This is a genomic window from Caulobacter sp. S45, from assembly GCF_903642205.1.
Classification (GTDB): Bacteria; Pseudomonadota; Alphaproteobacteria; order Caulobacterales; family Caulobacteraceae; genus CAHJWH01.
In genome coordinates this window covers 1-17,633 of sequence record NZ_CAHJWH010000050.1, presented here as the reverse complement: position 1 = coordinate 17,633, position 17,633 = coordinate 1, and the positions used below count along the sequence as shown (strand labels likewise).

Here is a 17,633-nt window from a genome sequence, read left to right as displayed (position 1 = left end):
GGCGGCGGCGGCAAGGCCTCGCGCCGGGCGGCCGGGTCGGCGGCGCAGGCGGTGACGCCGATCGCCGCCGCGATCAACGCCATGAGCACGCCGGAAAGCCGCATCCCTGATCCTCTCCGAACCCGCCGCGGCTGTAGGCGCGTAGCCCCGCCGCAGGCAAGCGCCGCAGGCAAGCGCCGCCGGCGAACGGGCGCAGCCCTTGAGTCCGGCGCGCGGGTGGGGCTCATCGGGGAGCCATGCGCATCCTCAACGTCGGCGACTTCAACTGGATGACGGGGCGCGAGCGCGACACCGCCAATGTCGACCTGTTCGCCATCCGCCAGAAGCTCGGCCGCGCGGCGGTGCGCGCCGGCCACATGGTGGTGGAGTTCTCAGACCGGGCGGTGAGCCGCACCCACGCGCCGTTCCGCCTCCGCCAACTGGGCGTGAGCGCCTGCAACGCCCTGTTCTTGCACATGGTGGAGGAGGTGCGGCCGGAGCTGATCCTGCTCCACTTCGCCGACGACATCGCCAACGCCAGCTTGGACGAAGCGCGCCGCCTGTCGCCCGGCGTGCGCATCGCCGACATCAACATCGACCCCCTGCCCTCGCCCCGCACCCGCGAGCGGCTGCTGATGCGGCGCGACGCGGTGGACGCCGCCTTCGTCACCACAGCCGGCGAGGCGCTGCGTGAGTTCGCCGGCGCGCACAGCTTCGTCGCCTTCATGCCCAACCCGGTGGACGCGGCGGTGGAGACCGGCCGCGCCTTCGAGCTTGCGAGACCTGGCGTCGACCTCGTCTTCCCCGCCGGCGACGACAGTCCCCGCCAGATGGCGGGAGGCGCGATCCGTCCGTCCGAGTTTGTGGCCGACCTGCGGGCGTCCTTGCCGGACCTGCGGCTCTCCAGCCCGGGCGTCGGCCAGCCTCGCCTGCGCGGGCGGGCCTACTTCGAAGCGCTGGAGGGGGCGGCGATGGGCCTGTCCCTGTCGCGCTACAGCGACCAGCCGCTGTACGCCTCAGACCGCATGGCGCACATGCTGGGCAGCGGCCTGCTGACCTTCGTCGACGCCCGAGCCGGGTTCCAGGCGATGTACGGCGAAGACGAGCGGGCGACCTATGCCGACCTGGACGATCTGAAGCGCCAGCTGCGCCTGTTCAAGGCCGACGACGCTCGGCGGCGGGCCGTCGCCGAACGCGGCTGGCGGCGGACCTTCGACCTGTTCGAGGCCGGTCGCGTCTTCGCCTACCTGCTCGCCCAGCTGGACGAGGCGGCCGCGCCGGCCTTCGAGTGGCCCTGCGAGCGCTGGGGCAAATGAGCCACAGTCGGGAGGGCCGACGGCCGCACCCTGATCGGGCAGGAACCTTGCTCGTCGCGCTCTGTTCTTCGCTCGACTTCGGAGACTTGCGATGCGCCGCCGCCCCAGGTTCTGCAACCGCCGCTTCTGCCTGCACCTCGCCAGCTGCGCCGGCATGCTCGCCTTCGGCCTGCGCGCCGGGCCGATGGCCTGAGGCCAAGCGCCCCGGTTTCCGTCATCCTCGGGCTCGTCCCGAGCACCGAGCCATCGGCGTGGCGGGCGCTATCGCGCCGTAGGCGATGAGAGCCGCGTCCAGCCTCGATCCTCGGGACGAGCCCGAGGATGACGGAGGGTGGGGTCGACTTCCTGCATCTCAGATTTCCCAACCGAAATGCTTTGACAGCTCCTCGCCCTGAGGCGATGCGGCGGGGGCGGCTCGGCCGCTGATCTCCTCCGCCCAAGGATCGACATGCGGCTGACCGCCCTGCTCCTCGCCAGCGCCCTCCTCGCGGCGCCGCTCGCCCCCGCCTCCGCCCAGACCGCCCGCTCCACGGCCAGCACCAGCCATGCGGGCGACGAGCCCGGCAAGGGCGATCGCACCGGGATGGATCGTCCGGACGCCGCCGCCAAGCAGGCGGGAGAGGACAAGATCACGCCTGCCGACATCGCCACAGCCCCCATCCACGAGCAGTTGCGCAGCACCCACCATGTCTGGACCGCCGGCGGCCGCTCCATCCCCTACACCGCCACCGCCGGCACGCTCACGATCCGCGACGACGAGGGCAAGCCGATCGCCTCCATGTTCTACGTCGCCTACGTGGCCGACCACGCCAAGGGCGACGCGCACCGGCCGGTGACCTTCTTCTACAACGGCGGCCCGGGCTCCTCGACGCTCTGGTTGCACATGGGCTCGCTCGGACCCGTCCGCATCCACACCGACTCGCCCCAGTCCACCCGCAACGCGCCCTTCGACCTGGAGCCGAACGAATACTCGCTGATCGACAAGAGCGACCTCGTCTTCCTGGACGCCATCGGCACCGGCTTCTCCCGCCCGCTCGGCGAGACCAAGACCGAGGCCTTCTGGGGCGTGGACCAGGACCTGGACGCCTTCACCCGCGGCATCGCCCGCTACGTCACCGCCAACGACCGCTGGAACTCGCCCAAGTTCCTATTCGGCGAGAGCTACGGCACCACCCGCTCGGCCGGGCTCAGCTACATGCTGCAGGACCACGGCATCCAGCTGAACGGGGTCACCCTGCTGTCTTCGATCCTGAACTACGGCATCCGCCAGCCGGGCTACGACGAGAGCTACATCGCCTACCTGCCGAGCTTCGCGGCCACCGCCTGGTATCACCACCGCCTGCAGAACCGCCCGCCCGACCTGCCGGGCTTCCTGGCCGAGGTGCGCGCCTGGGCCCAAGGGCCGTATGCGGCGGCCCTCGCCAAGGGCCAGGACCTGCCCCCGGCCGAGCGCGACGCCATCGCCCGCCAGCTCTCCGCCTATACCGGCCTGTCGCCCCAGTTCCTGATCAACGCCAATCTGCGCGTGGACCTGAACCGCTTCCGGGCCGAGGTGCTGCGCGACCAGGGCCAGATCGTGGGCCGCTACGACAGCCGCTTCACCGGCTACAATCCCGATGCGGGCTCCGAGAGCGCCGAGTACGACCCGTCGGACACCGGCATCACCGGCGCCTTCGTGGCCGCCTTCCAGAGCTATCTCTCCGGACAGCTCGACTATCACAGCGACCTGACCTATCGCCCGACCAACTACAACCGCTCCCTGGTCTGGGACTGGAAGCACAAGGCGCCGGGCTCCAACTACCCGCAGAACAACCCCGACGTGGCGGTCGACCTCGGCGCCGCCATGCGCGAGAACCCGCACCTGAAGGTGGAGAGCCTGAACGGCTGGTACGACATGGCCACCCCCTTCTTCGGCACCGAATACGACCTGAAGCATATGGAGCTGCCGCCCTCGCTGCAGCCCAACCTGCGCTTCAGCTACTATCCGTCGGGGCACATGGTCTATCTGAACCCCGAGGCGCTGCGCTCGCTGAAGTCCGACGTGGCGCGGTTCTACGACGACGCGGCCGGAGGCTGAGCAAGCGTCCTCCCAAAGGGTTGACGGTGCGCGCGCGAGCAACGCAGAAGGCGCCGGACTCAAGAGGAAGACGATGGACCGCCGCACCTTTATCAGCACGGCCGCCGCGGCGGGCGCGGCCGCCACCGGCGCCCTTGCAGCCGACGTTTCGTCTTCCCCACCCTGGCGGCGTGCGGAGCTGGCGACCGAGATCGACGTCTCCGCTCATCCGGGCGCGGCCCAAACCTGGATTCCTGTGGTCCAGAGCGTTGGACCCTACCAGCGCGCCTCGGCGCCGAAGATCACCTGCACGGGCGCGGCGCAGGTGGTGCATGACCCGGCCTACGGGACCCCGATCGTGCGCGCCCGCTGGGCGGCGGACGGGCCCAAGACCCTGAGCGTGGTGCAGACGGTGCAGACCCGCGACCGCGGCCCGGTCGCCACCCCGCTCAGCCCCGCCGAACGGGCCGCCTGGCTGAAGCCTACCGACAGCCTGCCGCTCGACGGCATCGTGCACGACACGGCGATGCAGATCGTCGGCGCGCGCACCGACCCGAAGGAGAAGCTCGGCGCGATCTACGAATGGGTGGTGGACAACACCTTCCGCGACCCGGCGACCCGGGGCTGCGGCCTGGGCGACATCAAGAGCCTGCTCGTCAGCCGCCGGTTGGGCGGCAAGTGCGCCGACATCAACAGCCTGATGACCGCGCTCTGCCGGGCCAGCGGCGTGCCGGCGCGCGATGTGTACGGCATCCGGTTCGCGCCCTCGGCCTACCAAAAGTGCCTGGGGAGCAGCGGCGACATCAGCCACGCCCAGCACTGCCGCTCGGAAGCCTGGATCGAGGGCCTCGGCTGGTTCCCCGTCGATCCCGCCGATGTGCGCAAGGTGGTGCTGGAGGCCAACCTGCCGCTGGCGAGCCCGCCCGTGCAGGAGACGCGCCGCCGGCTGTTCGGCAGCTGGGAGATGAACTGGGTGGGCTACAACAGCGCCACCGACCTCGCCCTGCCAGGCGCGCCCCGGCCCATGGCGGCGCACTTCCTGATGTATCCCTACGGCATGACGGCGACCTCGGACTTCGACTGGCTCGACCCGTCCGCGTTCGACTACAGGATCACGTCGAAGGTGGTGGCCTGAGGGCTGCGTTGACCGACACGGCTGATCAAGCCTGACCGTCCACATCCGGCCTCATCCTGAGCTTGTCGAAGGACGGGGCCGCTCCACCGCGCGTGCGTCGCCTCGTCCTTCGACGGGCTCAGGATGAGGCGAAGGCAGGCGTTAGCGCTTAGCCAACCCCGCCGCTAAACCACCCCCACCTCCGTCACCCGGACCCGTGCGCCGTCCAGCACCAGCGCGAGCTCCCCACGCTTGAGCCTCAGCGCGTCCTCCCCGAACACCTCCCGCCGCCAGCCGTGCAGCGCAGGCGACCCATCGCCTTCGTCCGAGGCGATGCGCTCCAGGTCCGACACCGTGGCGATCAGCTTGGCCGCCACCCCGGCATCCTCCGCCCGCGCCTTCAGCAGCACCTTCAGCAGCTCCACCGCCGCCCCGGCGTTCTGGGCGGGCGGCGGAACGCGCTCGATCACGGGCGCATAGGCCTCAGGGTCGCGCAGCGCCGCCTGCAGCGCCGCCACCAGGTCCGGCCCGAACTTGGAGCCGCCGAACCCCTTGGGAACCGAGCGCAGGCGGTTCAGGGCGTCGACGTCCAGCGGCAGCTGGGTGGCGATCTCGTCCATCGCCTCGTCCTTGATGATGCGGCCGCGGGGCTGGTCGCGGGCCTGGGCGGTGCGCTCGCGCCAGGCCGCGGCGGCGCGGAAAGCGGCGAGATATCGGGCGTTGAACTTGCGCGGCTTCAGCCGGCGCCAGGCGTTCTCCGGGTCGACGTCGTAGGTGGCGGGGTCGGTCAGGAAGTTCATCTCCTCGCCCACCCAGCCGAGCCGCCCGGCCTTCTCCAGCCGCTCGACCAGCCGAGGGTAGAGCCTGGCCAGATGGGTCACGTCGCCCACTGCGTAGTCGAGCTGGGCCTCGGAGAGGGGCCGGCGCGACCAGTCGGTGAAGCGGGAGGACTTGTCGATGTCGATCCGCAGCAGCTGGCGCACCAGGGCGTCGTAGGCGATCTGCTCGCCGAAGCCTGCCGCCATGGCCGCCACCTGGGTGTCGAACAGGGGCTTGGGGATGGCCTTCAGGTTGTTGAAGATCTCCACGTCCTGGCGGGCGGCGTGGAAGACCTTGAGGATCCTCTCGTCGCGCAGGAGGTCGAGGAACGGCTCCAGGTCCAGCCCCTCGGCCAGGGGGTCGATGACGCCGCCGTGCTCGATCCCGGCTGCCTGGATCAGGCAGAGCTTGGGCCAGTAGGTGGTCTCGCGCATGAACTCGGTGTCCACGGCGATGAAGGGCTGGTCGGCGAGGTAGCCGCAGAAGGCCTCTAGCTCGGCATTGGAAGTGATCGGCGTCATGGGCTAGCTATAGCTTGCTTCGGCGCGCCTCCAAGGGCAGGCGCGGGCGGCGCCCTCCACGGACCGGATTTGATGAGCGATCAGGCGAACGGCCTCACCTACGCGGGCGCAGGCGTCGACATCGACGCGGGCGAGGCCCTGGTGGAGGCCATCAAGCCCCTGGCCCGCGCCACCGCGAGGTCCGGCGCGGAGGCGAGCCTCGGAGGCTTCGGCGCCCTGTTCGACCTGAAGGCCGCAGGCTACGCCGACCCGCTGATCGTCACCACCACCGATGGCGTGGGCACCAAGCTGAAGATCGCCATCGAGACCGGCCGCCACGACACGGTGGGCATCGACCTGGTGGCCATGTGCGTCAACGACCTGCTGGCCCAGGGCGCCGAGCCGCTGATGTTCCTGGACTACTACGCCACCGGCAAGCTGGACGTGGACGCCGCGCGCCGCGTGGTGGCGGGAATTGCGCAGGGTTGCCTCCAGGCCGGCTGCGCCCTGGTCGGTGGCGAGACCGCCGAGATGCCGGGCATGTACGCCGGCGGCGACTACGACCTGGCGGGCTTCTCCGTGGGCGCGCTGGAGCGCGGGCGCGTGCTGCCGCGGCTGGAGGCGCAACAGGCGAGCGACCTCTTGATCGGGCTGGGCTCGTCCGGCCCGCACTCCAACGGCTACTCGCTGATCCGGCGGGTGGTGGAGCGCACCGGGCTCGGCTGGGAGGCGGAGGCGCCGTTCGAGCCGGGCGTGAGCCTGGCGGAGGCCTTGATGCGCCCCACCCGCATCTACGTGAAGACCGTCCTGCCGCTGATGAAGGCGGACATGGTCAAGGGCGCGGCCCACATCACCGGCGGCGGCCTGGTCGAGAACCCGCCCCGCGCCATCGCCAGGCGCCTGCAGCCGCGCATCGACTGGCAGGCCTGGGCGCTCCCGCCGGTGTTCGACTGGCTGCAGCGCGAGGGCGGCGTGGCGGACGCGGAACTCCGGCGGACCTTCAACTGCGGCGTGGGCTTCATGCTGGTCGTGGAGCCGGCGCTGGCGCCCGCAGTCATGGCGGCCCTGCTGAACGCGGGCGAAGAGGCGTTCGTGATCGGCGAGCTGGCGCCGGCGTGAGGAAGGTGCGGACGGCCGTCCTGATCTCGGGCCGCGGATCGAACCTCGCCGCCCTCATCGCGGCGGCGGAGGCGCCGGACTACCCCGCCGAGCTCGTACTGGTTCTGTCCAACACCCCGGACGCCGGCGGCCTTGAGCTGGCCCGGACGGCCGGCGTCGCGGTGGAGGCCGTGGACCACAGGCCGTTCAAGGGGGATCGCTCCGCCCACGAAGCGGCGCTCGACGCCAAGCTGCGGGCTGCTGACGTGGAGCTGATCGCCCTGGCCGGCTACATGCGGGTGCTGACGCCCGGCTTCGTGCAGGCCTGGACCGGGCGGATGATCAACATCCATCCGAGCCTGCTGCCCCACTTCCCCGGCCTGCACACCCACGCCCGGGCGCTGGAGGCCGGCCATGAGCGCGCCGGTTGCACCGTGCACTGGGTCAGCGAAGGGGTGGACGAAGGCGAGGCGATCGGCCAGGCGGAGGTGCCGGTGCTGCCGGGCGACACCCCCGACACCCTCGCGGCGCGGGTGCTGAAGGCGGAGCACATGCTCTACCCGCAATGCCTGGCCAAGGCGGCGGAAGCGGTGCGCAACCCCTCTCCCCTTGCGGGAGAGGGAGATTACTTCGCGCCCCCGTCCGGGAAGCCCTTCGACCGCAGGTAGGCCCCGACCTGGGCGTCCCGGCCGCGGAAGTTGCGGTAGGCCTGGGCCGGCGGCACGGTGTAGCCGACCTGCATGATGGTGTCGTGCAACCGCTTGGCGGTCGCCTTGTCGTAGGGGCCGCCAGCCTCCACGAAGGCCTCGTAGACGTCGTGGTCCAAGACCTCCGCCCACAGGTAGCTGTAGTAGCCCGCCGCATAGGCGTCGCCGGCGAAGATGTGCTGGAACTGGGGCGTCCTGTGACGCATCACGATCTCTGGCGGCATGCCGAGCTTGGCCAGTTCGGTCTTCTCGAAGGCGTCCGGGTCGATGGGAGCGATCCCCGGCCCCTGGGGCGTGGTGTGCAGCTTCATGTCGATGATCGCGGCGGAGAGGTACTCGCCGACAGAAAAGCCTGTGTTGAACGTCTGGCTGGCGCGGAGCTTGCGCACCAGCTCAGGCGGGATCGGCTGGCCTTGCGCATTGACGGCGAAGCGGTTCAGCACCTCGGGCGTCCACAGCCAGTTCTCGTTCAGTTGGGAGGGGAACTCCACGAAGTCCTGTGCCTGGCTGGGGCTGGCCAGCGACTCGTAGGTGACGTTTGAGTTCAGCCCGTGCAGCGCATGGCCGAACTCGTGGAACATGGTGTTGGCGTCGTCCCAGGAGATCAGCACGGGCTGGCCCGGGGCGGGCTTAACGAAGTTGGCGTTGTTGGAGACGATCACCGGCACGTCATGGCCGTCGAGCCGCGACTGGGGCCGGTAGTCGCTCATCCAGGCGCCGGAGTTCTTGCCCGCACGTGCATAGGGGTCGAAGTACCAGACGCCGACGTGGTTGCCGGCACGGTCGTGCACCTCGTAGACCTGCATCTCCGGCTCGTAGGTGGGGATGCCCTGCAGGCGCACGAACTGGAACCCGTAGAGCTGACCCGCGGCCCAGAACATGCCGTCTTTGATGTGGTCGAGCTGCAGGTAGGGCTTCACCTGGTTCATATCGACGTCGTATTTCGCCTTCCGCACCTTCTCGGCATAGTAGCGGTAATCCCAGGGCTCGATCCTGATGTGCGCGCCTTCTTTGTCGGAAAGCGCCTGCATGTCGCCGACTTCCTGGTGGATGCGCGCCACCGTCGCCGGCCAGACCCGCATCATCAGCCCCATGGCGGCATCCGGCGTCTTGGCCATCTCGTCCTGCAGCTTCCAGGACGCATAGTCGGGAAAGCCCATCAGGTGGGCCTTCTCGGCGCGGAGCTGCAGGATGCGCGGGATGATGGTTCGGGTGTTGTCGTGGGCGTCCTTGTTGTCGCCGCGCGCGTAGAAGGTCTTCCATACCTGCTCGCGCAGGGGGCGGTTGTCGGAGTAGGTCAGGAATGGATCGACGGAGGAGCGCGTGTTCAGCACCGCCCACTCGCCGTGGTGGCCCTTGTCCGCGGCGGCCGCGGCCGCGGCGTCCTGCACCGATTGCGGCAGGCCCGCGAGATCGGCCTGCTTGAGGTAGAGGACATGGCCGCCCTCGTCGGCCAGCAGGTTCTGGCTGAACTGGGCATAGAGGCCCGCCAGCTCCTGGTTGATGGCCGTGACCCGGGCCTTGGCGGCGGGGGCGAGCCGGGCGCCGCTCTTCACCCCGTTGATCCAATAGTACCAGACCAGCTGAGTCTGCTCGGGCGTCAGGCCCGAGGTGTCGCGGGCCTGGTAGACCGCGTCGATGCGAGCGAACAGCCTGCGGTTCTGGCTGATCTTGTCCTGGAACTCGGCGATCCTGGGGTCCATCACCTGCTGGACCGCCTGCATGTCGGCGTGGTTCTCGGTGGAGCCCCACACGCCATAGAGCGTCATCACCCGCCTGAGCGCCCCGCCCGCCCGCTCCTGCGCCGCGATGGTGTTGTCGAAGGTGGGCGGGGCCGGGTTGTTGGCGATCGCATCGACCTCCGTCAGGTTCTCGCGCATACCCTCCTCCAACGCGGGCTGGAAGGCGGAGACCTTCACCTCGGCGAAGGGCGGCAGGCCGCCGTAGGGACCGGCCCAGGGCGCGAGAAGCGCCCGAGCGTCCGGGGGAGCATTCACTGGGGGCGCTTGGTTGGAAGCCGGAGGCGTGGCCGCGGGCGAGACGCCGCCGGGAACTGACGCGCCGCCGTCCGCCTTCTGGGCCATGGCGGGGGTGGCGAGGATCACGGCCAGACTCGCTCCAAGCAGCAGCAGTTCACGCACAGATCAGCCTCCCGATAGCCGCTTCGAACTTTAGCGCGGGCGAACGGGCGCGGAAACTGAAACTCCGGTAACCTCGCGTCCACCTTCTTCCCAGGCCGCGCGTTCATGACTCAGCGCGCCCGCATGAGACGGGCCGCCAAGGGAACGCCACCGTCCATGATCCTTCTCCGTCTGGTCGCCCCGGTGGCCCTCACCCTGGTCGCCGGCGCGATGGTCTATGCAGCTCAGGAGCCGATGGCCGGCCGGGGCGCTCCCGCCGCCAGCTTCCCGGCCGTCACGCGCCCGGTGGCCCCCATCGTCAGCCCCACCTGGGGCGACAGCTCCGAGCGCGACGCCGCTCACGAAGTGCTCCAGATCGCCGCGCGGCTGAAGCTCCACGCCGGCATGACGGTTGGCGACTTGGGCGCTGGCAATGGATACGACACCCTGCGTCTGGCCAGCCTAGTCGGCCCGTCCGGCCGTGTGGTCGCGGAGGATGTGGACCCCTCGGCGCTACAGGCCCTGTCCGCACAGGCCACCCAGCGCCACCTGTCCAACGTCACCATTGCGCTCGGCGAGCCGCAGGACCCACGCCTGCCGCCGCGCTCGCTGGATGCGGCCATCCTGGTCCACATGTATCACGAGATCGCTCATCCTTACGCCTTCCTCTACAACCTGGCCGGGGCGATGCGGCCGAGCGCCCAAGTGGGGGTGGAGGAATTGGACCGGCCGACCGGTTCGCACGGGACCCCGCCGGCCCTGCTGCGCTGCGAGTTCGAGGCGGTGGGCTATCGAGTGCAGAGCTTCGCCCCACTGACGGGCGGCCTGGGCTACTTCGCGGTATTCGCATCCCCGAGCACCCCGCCCGCCCCGCAACGTATCCACGCCTGCCGCGCTTAAGCTCTATACGTCGGCGACAGGACTGAGATGAACAGCCTTGTAGACCCCCTGCCGGGCGACTCGCCACGCTTCAGCCTTCACGACTTCGCGCCCGCCCAGGAAAGCTTCGAGGATGCGGTGGTGGAGGGGCTTTCAGGGCCGCGTAAATCCGTCCCCGCACGCTTCCTCTATGACGAGGCTGGCTCTCGGCTATTCGACTGCATCTGCGAGCTGCCGGAATACTATCCCACCCGCACCGAGCTGAAGATCCTCACCGACAAGGCCGACGAGATCGGCGCCTCCATCGGACCAGACATCGCGCTGCTGGAGTTCGGCGCCGGCTCCAGCCAGAAGGCGCGCCTGCTGCTGGACGCCCTTGAGCGCCCCGCCGCCTACGAGCCCATCGACGTGTCGCGCGAGCACCTGATACGGCTGGCCGACGAAATCGCCGATGCCTATCCGGGCCTGGCGGTCCGCGCCATCTGCGCCGACTACACCCAGCCGCTGGAGCTGCCCGACAGCGAGCCGCGCCGGCGTCGCGCGGGCTTCTTCCCGGGCTCGACCATCGGCAACCTGACCTCGGCGGAGGCCCGCGCCTTCCTGAGCGGCTGGGCGGGGCAGCTGGGCCGGGACGGGCTGATGGTGGTGGGTGTGGCGCTGCGGGCGCCCAGCTCCATCGTGCTGCCGGCCTATGATGACGCCCAGGGCGTCACCGCCCGCTTCACCGCCAACGTGCTGGTGCGCGCCAACCGCGAACTCGGCGCCGATTTCGACGTGGCCGCCTTCCGCCACACGCCGACCTATGACGAGACCACCGGCCGTCTGACCATCCACCTGACCAGCCTCAAGGCGCAGACCGTCCATCTAGCCGGACGCAGGTTCGACTTCGCGGAAGGCGAACAGCTGCACGTGGAGGAGTCTAACAAGTATGCGGCGGAGGACTTCCAGGCCCTCGCCCGCTCCGCCGGCTATGTGGCCGAAACGGTCTGGATCGATCCAGGCGAACTGTTCAGCGTCCATGTGCTGCGCGTGGCGTGAAGCGGTCGCAACTTCACGTTCAACGGTTTCCTGCTATACTCTCCGGAGGAAGTGGAGAGGGTGGGTAAACCCTCCCAGCCCCTTCGCTAGGTCCTGATTGAGAGGCTTAGTCTCAACCAGAGAACTCAGCGAAGGTGGAGCTTGAAGCTTAGCTTCATGGCTCTCTTCCTTCGGGAACCCGCCGGCCTGTTCGGCGGGCGTTTTCGCCTTAGCATCCTAGGGCTGAAGCGCGTTACAGCCCGGCGCTCTCCTCCAAGCCGCACATCAGGTTCAGGTTCTGCACCGCCGCGCCTGAGGCGCCCTTGCCCAGGTTGTCCAGCAGGGCGACCAGCCTCGCCTGCCCTCGCCGCTCGTCGCCGAACACGAACAGCTTCAGTCGGTTGGTCCCGTTCAGGCCTTCGGGGTCGAGGCCCTTCATGGCGCGCGCCTCGTCCAGCCCCGCGACTTCGATGAAGCGCTCGCCGGCATAGGCTTCGGCCAGCGACGCATGCAGGTCGGAAAGCGTCGGCGCACCCGGCAGGGTCCAGAGCGGCAGAGGCACTTCCACGATCATGCCCTGGGCATACCGGCCCACGGCCGGGGCGAAGATCGGCGGGTACGACAGGCCGGCGTGGACCTGCATCTCGCCCACATGCTTGTGACCGAGGTTCAGGGCGTAGGCGCGGTAGGCGTCGCGGGTGTGACCCGGCGCGTCCGCGTCCTCGAACTCCGTGATCATCGCCCGACCTCCGCCGCTGTAGCCCGAGACGGCGTTCACGCTCACCGGCCAATCCACCGGCAGCAGCCCCGCGCGTACCAGCGGCGCCGCGAGCGCCAGGAAGCCGGTCGGGTAGCAGCCGGGATTGGACACCCGCGTCGCCGCCGCAACCGCCGCCCGCCGGCCGGGCGCCAGTTCTGGAAAGCCGTAGGTCCAGCCGGCTGAGGTGCGGTGGGCGGTGGAGGCGTCGATCACCTTCACTGCCGGGTTGGCGATCATAGCCACTGCCTCGCGCGCCGCCTCGTCGGGCAGGCAGAGGACAACCGCGTCCGCCCCGTTCAGCAGCTCAGCGCGTGCGGCTGCGTCCTTGCGGCGCGCGGGGTTGATGGAGAGCAGCTCGACATCCGCCCGGCCGGCCAGCCGCTCGCGAATTTGCAGGCCCGTGGTGCCCGCCTCGCCGTCGATGAAGACCCTGATGCTCATCCGCCCCCTCCGAGGCACAAACGAAAACGGGCGCCCCGGTGTCCCGGAGCGCCCGTCCAATCCGTAGTGGAAACCCTGCGGTTCAGCGCTTGGAGAACTGGAAGGAGCGGCGGGCCTTGGCCTTGCCGTACTTCTTGCGCTCCACCACGCGGCTGTCGCGGGTGAGGAAGCCGTGCGGCTTCAGCACGGCGCGCAGGCCCGGCTCATAGTAGGTCAGCGCCTTGGAGATGGCGTGGCGCACCGCGCCGGCCTGGCCGGAGAGGCCCGAGCCCTCCACCGTCGCGATCACGTCGAACTGGGTGGCGCGGTCGGCGATCTGCAGCGGCTGGGCGATCATCATGCGCAGCACGGGACGGGCGAAGTAGACCTCCTGGTCGCGGTCGTTGATGGTGATCTTGCCGGAGCCCGGCTTGATCCACACCCGGGCAACCGCGTTCTTGCGCTTGCCGGTGGCGTAGGCGCGGCCCTGCGCGTCGATCTTGGGCTCGTAGACGATCCGCGCTTCGGGCGGGGTGGTGGACAGGCCCGCGAGGGCTTCGAACCCCTGGGGGGCGTCGGCTTGGACGTCGGACATGGCTTCAGGCGCTCCGGACGTTCTTGGCGTTCAGCTCGGCGAACGCGATAGGCTCAGGGCTCTGCGCCGTGTGCGGGTGCTCGGCGTCGGCATAGATCTTCAGGTGGGTCATCTGCTTCCTGGCTAGCGAGCTCTCCTTGGGCAGCATGCGCTCCACGGCCTTCTCCAGGATGCGCTCGGGGAACTTGCCCCCGAGGATCTTGTCCGCGGTGCGCTCCTTGATGCCGCCGGGGTAGCCGGTGTGCCAGTAGTAGGTCTTCTGCTGCAGCTTGCGGCCGGTGAAGCGCACCTTGTCGGCGTTGATCACCACCACGTGGTCGCCGCAATCGACATGGGGGGTGTAGTCCGGGCGGTGCTTGCCGCGAAGGCGCATGGCGATGAAAGAGGCGAGGCGACCGACGACCGCGTTCTCAGCGTCGACGATGATCCACTTCTTCTCGACGTCCACCGGTTTCAGGGAAACCGTGGTCTTCTGCATGGGGGTAAGTCCGTAAGTGCGAGCGGCCGCGCATAGGGCGCAGGTGGCCGGAAGGCTGATCCGATAGGCGCCGCGCGTGCCCGCGTCAACACGAAATGCAGCGCCTTCCAAGATCGCGTTGATCCAAAACGACTTTTTCTAGCTCGGTATCCTGGTACCAGTCTGAGGGAGAACGTCCTGTCCGCGTCACCGGACTGAACGGACCTTGCCGGGAGCCGCGTGGGTCCGGCCGCCGCAGCCACGATGACCCCAGGACCCGCTATCGGGTCGGATTAATGCGCGGGCATGCCTGCGCTTCGAGGACGCACATGGGCGCATCGTCGGAGAGCCCCGGGCTGAGCCTTCCGAAACGCCGGATCAAATCGGCATGTTCAGGATCGACTGGTAAGCCGAGATCACCTGGTCCCTCACGGCCATCATGGTCTCGAGGCTCGCCTGAGCCGAGGAGATGGAGGTGACCACGTCGACCAACTCCGCCTTGCCCTGGGTGTGGGCGGCCATCTGGTGCTCGACCATCTTGGAGGAGGAGACCACGTCGTTCATGGCGTGGGTGACCATAGCCCCGAAATCCGGCCCTTCCTCCGACACCGAAGCGCCGCCGGCCGAGGGCTTGGCGCCGTTCTGCGCCGCGGCGTAGGCGCGGGCCGCCATCATGGGGGAGAGCATGGCTCAGGCCCTCACTTCTTGATCAGGTCGAGGGTGCGCATCTGCATGGCGCGGGCGGACTCGATCATGTTCAGGTTGGCGTCGTAGGCGCGCTGCGCTTCCTTCATGTCCATCGCCTCGGTGAGCGGATCGACGTTGGGCATCTTGACGAAGCCCTTGGCGTCCGCGCCCGGGGCGCTGGGATTGTACTCGGTGTGGAAGGCGGTCGCGTCCGGCTGGACGCGGGCCAGGTGCACCCCCCGGCCGCCCTCGTCCTGCATCTGCGGCTCAAACACCGGCATCTGGCGCTGGTACGGATCGCCGCCGGGCGTCGTGGCGCCGCTGTCGGCGTTGGCGATGTTCTCCGCGATCACGCGCATGCGCGCCTGCTGCGCCTTCAGGGCGGAGGTGGCGACGGCGATGGTGGCGCCGGAGGCGGAGGTCACGTCGGCCATGGCTCAGGCCTTCCAGGCTGGCGTGGTCAGCTCTCGCCCCATCACGACTTTCCAGGTGCGCGGGCGGCGGTGGTGATCAGGTTCAGCGACTGCTGGTAGAAGTCGAGCGCGGACTCGTAGTCGATGCGCGCCTCCGTCATCTTTGACATCTGCTCCTCCAGCACGACCTGGTTGCCGTCCAGCCGGGTCTCTGAGTCCGGCGCCACCTCGGCCTTGAAGGGGTCGGCGCCGGCGCCGGTCGAAAGCGGCTTGCCGGCGATGTGCAGCGGATTGGTCCGCTCCAGCCCGGCCAGCCCGATCCGCGGCCGGAGCGCCGCCTCGAAGCTGAAGGGCTTGAGGTCACGCGGCGCATAGCCGGGGGTGTCGGCGTTGGCGACGTTCTCGGCCAGCAGGCGCTGGCGCTCGTTCACGTAGCCGAGCTTGCCCTTCAGCATGGAGAACAGCGGGATGTCGTCCAGGCCCATGGCCCCTCCGCGCTCGAACGTTTTTGCCGGGCTGGGCGCAATCTGCCGGGTGCAGGGTTAACGGCGCGTTGCCGGTTAGGGTTAATCGCGCATTAACGCACCTTCGCCAGGATCACGGGCGCGGTGCGTCTCGGCCGCGTGCGGGAAACGGCGATGCTGCTCTTCCTCCAGGCGGTGTTCGCCCTGGCCGCCACGCTCGGCCTGTTCGGCGTGGGGGTCTACGCCGCCCGCCGCTGGGGATCCGCCGGGCTGATGCGGATCAACGCGACTGCACCCAGGCGCATGTCGGTGGTGGAGAGCCTGACGCTTGATCCGAGCCGCCGCCTGGTGCTGGTGCGCATAGACCGCGAGGAACGCCTGCTGCTGCTGGGCGAGGGCCACATGCTCAACCCCCCGGGTCAGGGGCCGCAGTCGTGAAGCGGGTGGGCGAGGCGCTCCGGCGCCTGGGCGCGCCCGGCAAGGCGGAAGCTCGCCACGCCGCCCTGATCGCGCTCGCCGCCACGCTCGCCACGGTGCTGCACCCCAGCCTCGCCACGGCCCAGGCCATCAACCTGGACCTCGGCACGGGCGGGGGCCTGACCGACCGGGTGGTGCAGCTCGTCGCCCTGCTGACGGTGCTGTCGCTGGCGCCCTCCATCGTGATGATGACCACCTCGTTCGTGCGGATCGTGGTGGTGCTGTCCCTGCTCCGCCAGGCCATGGGCCTGCAGCAGTCGCCACCCAATTCGGTGATCGTGAGCCTGGCGCTCTTCCTCAGCGCCATCGTCATGGGACCGACCTTCACTCAGTCCTACAACGCCGGCGTCCGGCCCCTGCTCAACCACACCATGGAGCTGCCCGCCGCCTTCCAGGCCAGCGCCGCGCCGGTGAAGACCTTCATGCTGAGCCAGGTGGATCGGGACGACCTCGGCCTGTTCATCCGCCTCTCGCGCATCCCCAAGCCCGCCAACGCGGAGGCGACGCCGATCACCGTGGTGACGCCCGCCTACATGATCAGCGAGCTGAAGCGCGCCTTCCAGATCGGCTTTCTGCTCTTCGTGCCTTTCCTGGTCATCGACCTCGTGGTGGCGAGCGTGCTGATGAGCATGGGCATGATGATGCTGCCGCCCACCACGGTCAGCCTGCCCTTCAAGCTGATCTTCTTCGTGCTGGTGAACGGCTGGCAACTGGTCTGCGGCAGTTTGGTGGAGAGCTTCCGACACGCCAGTGGCGGCTGAGGTCCGCTCACGGCAACAATTCCGGCCTGCCATCGTTGACATCCCGCCGGAGTGCACCCGGCAGGGGCGCGCGATGATCTACACGGAAACCTGCGACCACTTCGCCGAACTTGCGGCCCAGAAGACGGTGGGGCTGAAGCGGGCGCCGGTCGGCTTTTTCGCCGGGACGCTGTTGGGCGGCGCCTATATCGGCGTCGCCTATGTGCTGGCCCTGACGGTCGCGGCCGGCCTGCCGCCCGGCGTGCGCCCACTGGTGCTCGGCGCCGTGTTCGGAATCGGGCTGATCCTGGTGATTATGGCGGGGGCCGAGCTGTTCACCGGCCATGTCATGTACATGACGTTCGGCATGGCCAAGGGTACGGTGAAGCCCATGGACGCCCTGCTCGTCCTGGTAACCGTGTGGATCGGCAACCTGATTGGCTCGATCCTGCTGGCTACCCTGTTCGCCAAGGGCGGCGGAGGCGCGGTGTTCGCTGCGCCCGCCAACTACCTGCACGACTTCGTCGCGCACAAGCAGGACTCTCCCGTGCTGGCGCTGCTGTGCCGCGCGACGCTCTGCAACTGGCTGGTCTGCCTGGCCATCTGGCTGCCGGCGCGGCTGTCCAGCGACAGCGCCAAGATCATCGGCATGGCCTGGTGCCTGCTGGCCTTCGTGGCCTGCGGGTTCGAGCACTCGGTGGCCAACATGACCATCTTCACCCTGGGCCTCCTGGCGCCGGTCCAGGCGGGCACGCTGGGCGGCGCGGCCTACAACCTGCTGTGGGTGACGATCGGCAACATCCTCGGCGGCGGCGTGCTGGTGGCGGGCGCCTACCTGCTCTCCTCCACCGTGGACGCCCATGCGCCCGGCCTGACCCACAATCCGGCGGCGACCTGGCGAAGCTGAGCCGCAGGCGCTCGGGACAAGCGCTGAGCAGAACCTTGCGCGCCGCCGCCCGCTGTTTAGGTCTGCGCCGGGGACGAGCCGCCATGACCGCCTTCGACCTGGCCGCCC

18 protein-coding genes are annotated in these 17,633 nt (G+C 69.3%); 10 read left to right on the top strand and 8 right to left on the bottom strand.

Annotation, left to right across the window (positions count from 1 at the left end):
* Positions 1 to 236: 236 nt before the first annotated feature.
* The 3 genes from HUV06_RS07270 (at position 237) to HUV06_RS07260 (ending at position 4,486) form a co-directional block, all read left to right on the top strand.
* Positions 237 to 1,295: a glycosyltransferase gene (locus tag HUV06_RS07270; protein ID WP_174300605.1), complete on the top strand. Its 1,059-nt coding sequence runs from the start codon at positions 237 to 239 to the stop codon at positions 1,293 to 1,295.
* Between the two features lie 448 nt (positions 1,296 to 1,743).
* On the top strand, positions 1,744 to 3,372 hold the full coding sequence (locus tag HUV06_RS07265) for a peptidase S10 (RefSeq protein ID WP_174300604.1): 1,629 nt from the start codon (positions 1,744 to 1,746) through the stop codon (positions 3,370 to 3,372).
* A 73-nt stretch (positions 3,373 to 3,445) separates the two neighbouring features.
* Positions 3,446 to 4,486 (top strand): transglutaminase family protein, encoded by a 1,041-nt coding sequence (locus tag HUV06_RS07260; protein ID WP_174300603.1) that lies wholly within the window; start codon positions 3,446 to 3,448, stop codon positions 4,484 to 4,486.
* Positions 4,487 to 4,650: 164 nt separating this feature from the next.
* Here HUV06_RS07260 and rnd read toward each other — a convergent pair whose 3' ends face one another.
* On the bottom strand, positions 4,651 to 5,805 hold the full coding sequence (gene rnd, locus HUV06_RS07255) for a ribonuclease D (protein ID WP_174300602.1): 1,155 nt from the start codon (positions 5,803 to 5,805) through the stop codon (positions 4,651 to 4,653).
* Between the two features lie 72 nt (positions 5,806 to 5,877).
* Here rnd and purM point away from each other — a divergent pair, with 72 nt between their 5' ends.
* Together purM and purN are read left to right on the top strand one after the other, a co-directional pair.
* Positions 5,878 to 6,903, top strand: a complete 1,026-nt coding sequence (gene purM / locus HUV06_RS07250) for a phosphoribosylformylglycinamidine cyclo-ligase (protein ID WP_174300601.1) — start codon at positions 5,878 to 5,880, stop codon at positions 6,901 to 6,903.
* The gene (gene purN / locus HUV06_RS07245; RefSeq protein WP_174300600.1) at positions 6,900 to 7,550 is read left to right on the top strand and encodes a phosphoribosylglycinamide formyltransferase; all 651 of its coding nucleotides are present in this window, start codon (positions 6,900 to 6,902) and stop codon (positions 7,548 to 7,550) included. The genes purM and purN overlap by 4 nt, the downstream gene beginning before the upstream one ends.
* Here purN and HUV06_RS07240 read toward each other — a convergent pair.
* On the bottom strand, positions 7,508 to 9,730 hold the full coding sequence (locus tag HUV06_RS07240; protein ID WP_174300599.1) for a M3 family metallopeptidase: 2,223 nt from the start codon (positions 9,728 to 9,730) through the stop codon (positions 7,508 to 7,510). The two genes, purN and HUV06_RS07240, sit on opposite strands and share 43 nt — an antisense overlap.
* Positions 9,731 to 9,886: 156 nt before the next feature.
* Here HUV06_RS07240 and HUV06_RS07235 point away from each other — a divergent pair, with 156 nt between their 5' ends.
* On the top strand, positions 9,887 to 10,609 hold the full coding sequence (locus HUV06_RS07235; protein WP_217433690.1) for a class I SAM-dependent methyltransferase: 723 nt from the start codon (positions 9,887 to 9,889) through the stop codon (positions 10,607 to 10,609).
* Positions 10,610 to 10,636: 27 nt separating this feature from the next.
* On the top strand, positions 10,637 to 11,626 hold the full coding sequence (egtD, locus tag HUV06_RS07230; RefSeq protein ID WP_174300598.1) for an L-histidine N(alpha)-methyltransferase: 990 nt from the start codon (positions 10,637 to 10,639) through the stop codon (positions 11,624 to 11,626).
* Between the two features lie 232 nt (positions 11,627 to 11,858).
* On the opposite strand, the gene argC is transcribed toward egtD, so the two are convergent.
* From argC to HUV06_RS07200, 6 genes are all read right to left on the bottom strand, one after another.
* Positions 11,859 to 12,806: an N-acetyl-gamma-glutamyl-phosphate reductase gene (gene argC, locus HUV06_RS07225; protein WP_174300597.1), complete on the bottom strand. Its 948-nt coding sequence runs from the start codon at positions 12,804 to 12,806 to the stop codon at positions 11,859 to 11,861.
* An 82-nt stretch (positions 12,807 to 12,888) separates the two neighbouring features.
* Positions 12,889 to 13,380, bottom strand: a complete 492-nt coding sequence (gene rpsI, locus HUV06_RS07220) for a 30S ribosomal protein S9 (protein WP_174300596.1) — start codon at positions 13,378 to 13,380, stop codon at positions 12,889 to 12,891.
* A 4-nt stretch (positions 13,381 to 13,384) separates the two neighbouring features.
* Positions 13,385 to 13,858 (bottom strand): 50S ribosomal protein L13, encoded by a 474-nt coding sequence (gene rplM / locus HUV06_RS07215; RefSeq protein WP_174300595.1) that lies wholly within the window; start codon positions 13,856 to 13,858, stop codon positions 13,385 to 13,387.
* Positions 13,859 to 14,215: 357 nt separating this feature from the next.
* The gene (locus tag HUV06_RS07210) at positions 14,216 to 14,524 is read right to left on the bottom strand and encodes a flagellar hook-basal body complex protein FliE (RefSeq protein ID WP_174300594.1); all 309 of its coding nucleotides are present in this window, start codon (positions 14,522 to 14,524) and stop codon (positions 14,216 to 14,218) included.
* An 11-nt stretch (positions 14,525 to 14,535) separates the two neighbouring features.
* Positions 14,536 to 14,958, bottom strand: coding sequence for a flagellar basal body rod protein FlgC (gene flgC / locus HUV06_RS07205; RefSeq protein WP_174300593.1), 423 nt, complete (start codon positions 14,956 to 14,958; stop codon positions 14,536 to 14,538).
* A gap of 41 nt (positions 14,959 to 14,999) precedes the next feature.
* Positions 15,000 to 15,422 (bottom strand): flagellar biosynthesis protein FlgB, encoded by a 423-nt coding sequence (locus HUV06_RS07200; RefSeq protein ID WP_174300592.1) that lies wholly within the window; start codon positions 15,420 to 15,422, stop codon positions 15,000 to 15,002.
* A 123-nt stretch (positions 15,423 to 15,545) separates the two neighbouring features.
* Here HUV06_RS07200 and HUV06_RS07195 point away from each other — a divergent pair, with 123 nt between their 5' ends.
* The 3 genes from HUV06_RS07195 to HUV06_RS07185 all read left to right on the top strand — a co-directional run bounded on the left by HUV06_RS07195 (position 15,546) and on the right by HUV06_RS07185 (position 17,525).
* A complete protein-coding gene (locus HUV06_RS07195; RefSeq protein ID WP_254600947.1) occupies positions 15,546 to 15,839 on the top strand; it encodes a flagellar biosynthetic protein FliO in 294 nt (97 codons plus the stop codon).
* Between the two features lie 5 nt (positions 15,840 to 15,844).
* On the top strand, positions 15,845 to 16,639 hold the full coding sequence (gene fliP, locus HUV06_RS07190; protein ID WP_254600949.1) for a flagellar type III secretion system pore protein FliP: 795 nt from the start codon (positions 15,845 to 15,847) through the stop codon (positions 16,637 to 16,639).
* 73 nt (positions 16,640 to 16,712) lie between these two features.
* Positions 16,713 to 17,525 carry a formate/nitrite transporter family protein gene (locus HUV06_RS07185; RefSeq protein WP_174300591.1) on the top strand — a complete coding sequence of 271 codons (813 nt, stop codon included), beginning with the start codon at positions 16,713 to 16,715 and terminating at the stop codon, positions 17,523 to 17,525.
* Positions 17,526 to 17,633: the final 108 nt, after the last annotated feature.

Coding starts and splice junctions, on each gene's coding strand:
- HUV06_RS07270 (WP_174300605.1), top strand. CDS start 237: ATGCGCATCCTCAACGTCGGCGACTTCAACTGGATGACGGGGCGCGAG.
- HUV06_RS07265 (WP_174300604.1), top strand. CDS start 1,744: ATGCGGCTGACCGCCCTGCTCCTCGCCAGCGCCCTCCTCGCGGCGCCG.
- HUV06_RS07260 (WP_174300603.1), top strand. CDS start 3,446: ATGGACCGCCGCACCTTTATCAGCACGGCCGCCGCGGCGGGCGCGGCC.
- rnd (WP_174300602.1), bottom strand. CDS start 5,805: ATGACGCCGATCACTTCCAATGCCGAGCTAGAGGCCTTCTGCGGCTAC.
- purM (WP_174300601.1), top strand. CDS start 5,878: ATGAGCGATCAGGCGAACGGCCTCACCTACGCGGGCGCAGGCGTCGAC.
- HUV06_RS07235 (WP_217433690.1), top strand. CDS start 9,887: ATGATCCTTCTCCGTCTGGTCGCCCCGGTGGCCCTCACCCTGGTCGCC.
- egtD (WP_174300598.1), top strand. CDS start 10,637: ATGAACAGCCTTGTAGACCCCCTGCCGGGCGACTCGCCACGCTTCAGC.
- argC (WP_174300597.1), bottom strand. CDS start 12,806: ATGAGCATCAGGGTCTTCATCGACGGCGAGGCGGGCACCACGGGCCTG.
- rpsI (WP_174300596.1), bottom strand. CDS start 13,380: ATGTCCGACGTCCAAGCCGACGCCCCCCAGGGGTTCGAAGCCCTCGCG.
- rplM (WP_174300595.1), bottom strand. CDS start 13,858: ATGCAGAAGACCACGGTTTCCCTGAAACCGGTGGACGTCGAGAAGAAG.
- HUV06_RS07210 (WP_174300594.1), bottom strand. CDS start 14,524: ATGCTCTCCCCCATGATGGCGGCCCGCGCCTACGCCGCGGCGCAGAAC.
- flgC (WP_174300593.1), bottom strand. CDS start 14,958: ATGGCCGACGTGACCTCCGCCTCCGGCGCCACCATCGCCGTCGCCACC.
- HUV06_RS07200 (WP_174300592.1), bottom strand. CDS start 15,422: ATGGGCCTGGACGACATCCCGCTGTTCTCCATGCTGAAGGGCAAGCTC.
- HUV06_RS07185 (WP_174300591.1), top strand. CDS start 16,713: ATGATCTACACGGAAACCTGCGACCACTTCGCCGAACTTGCGGCCCAG.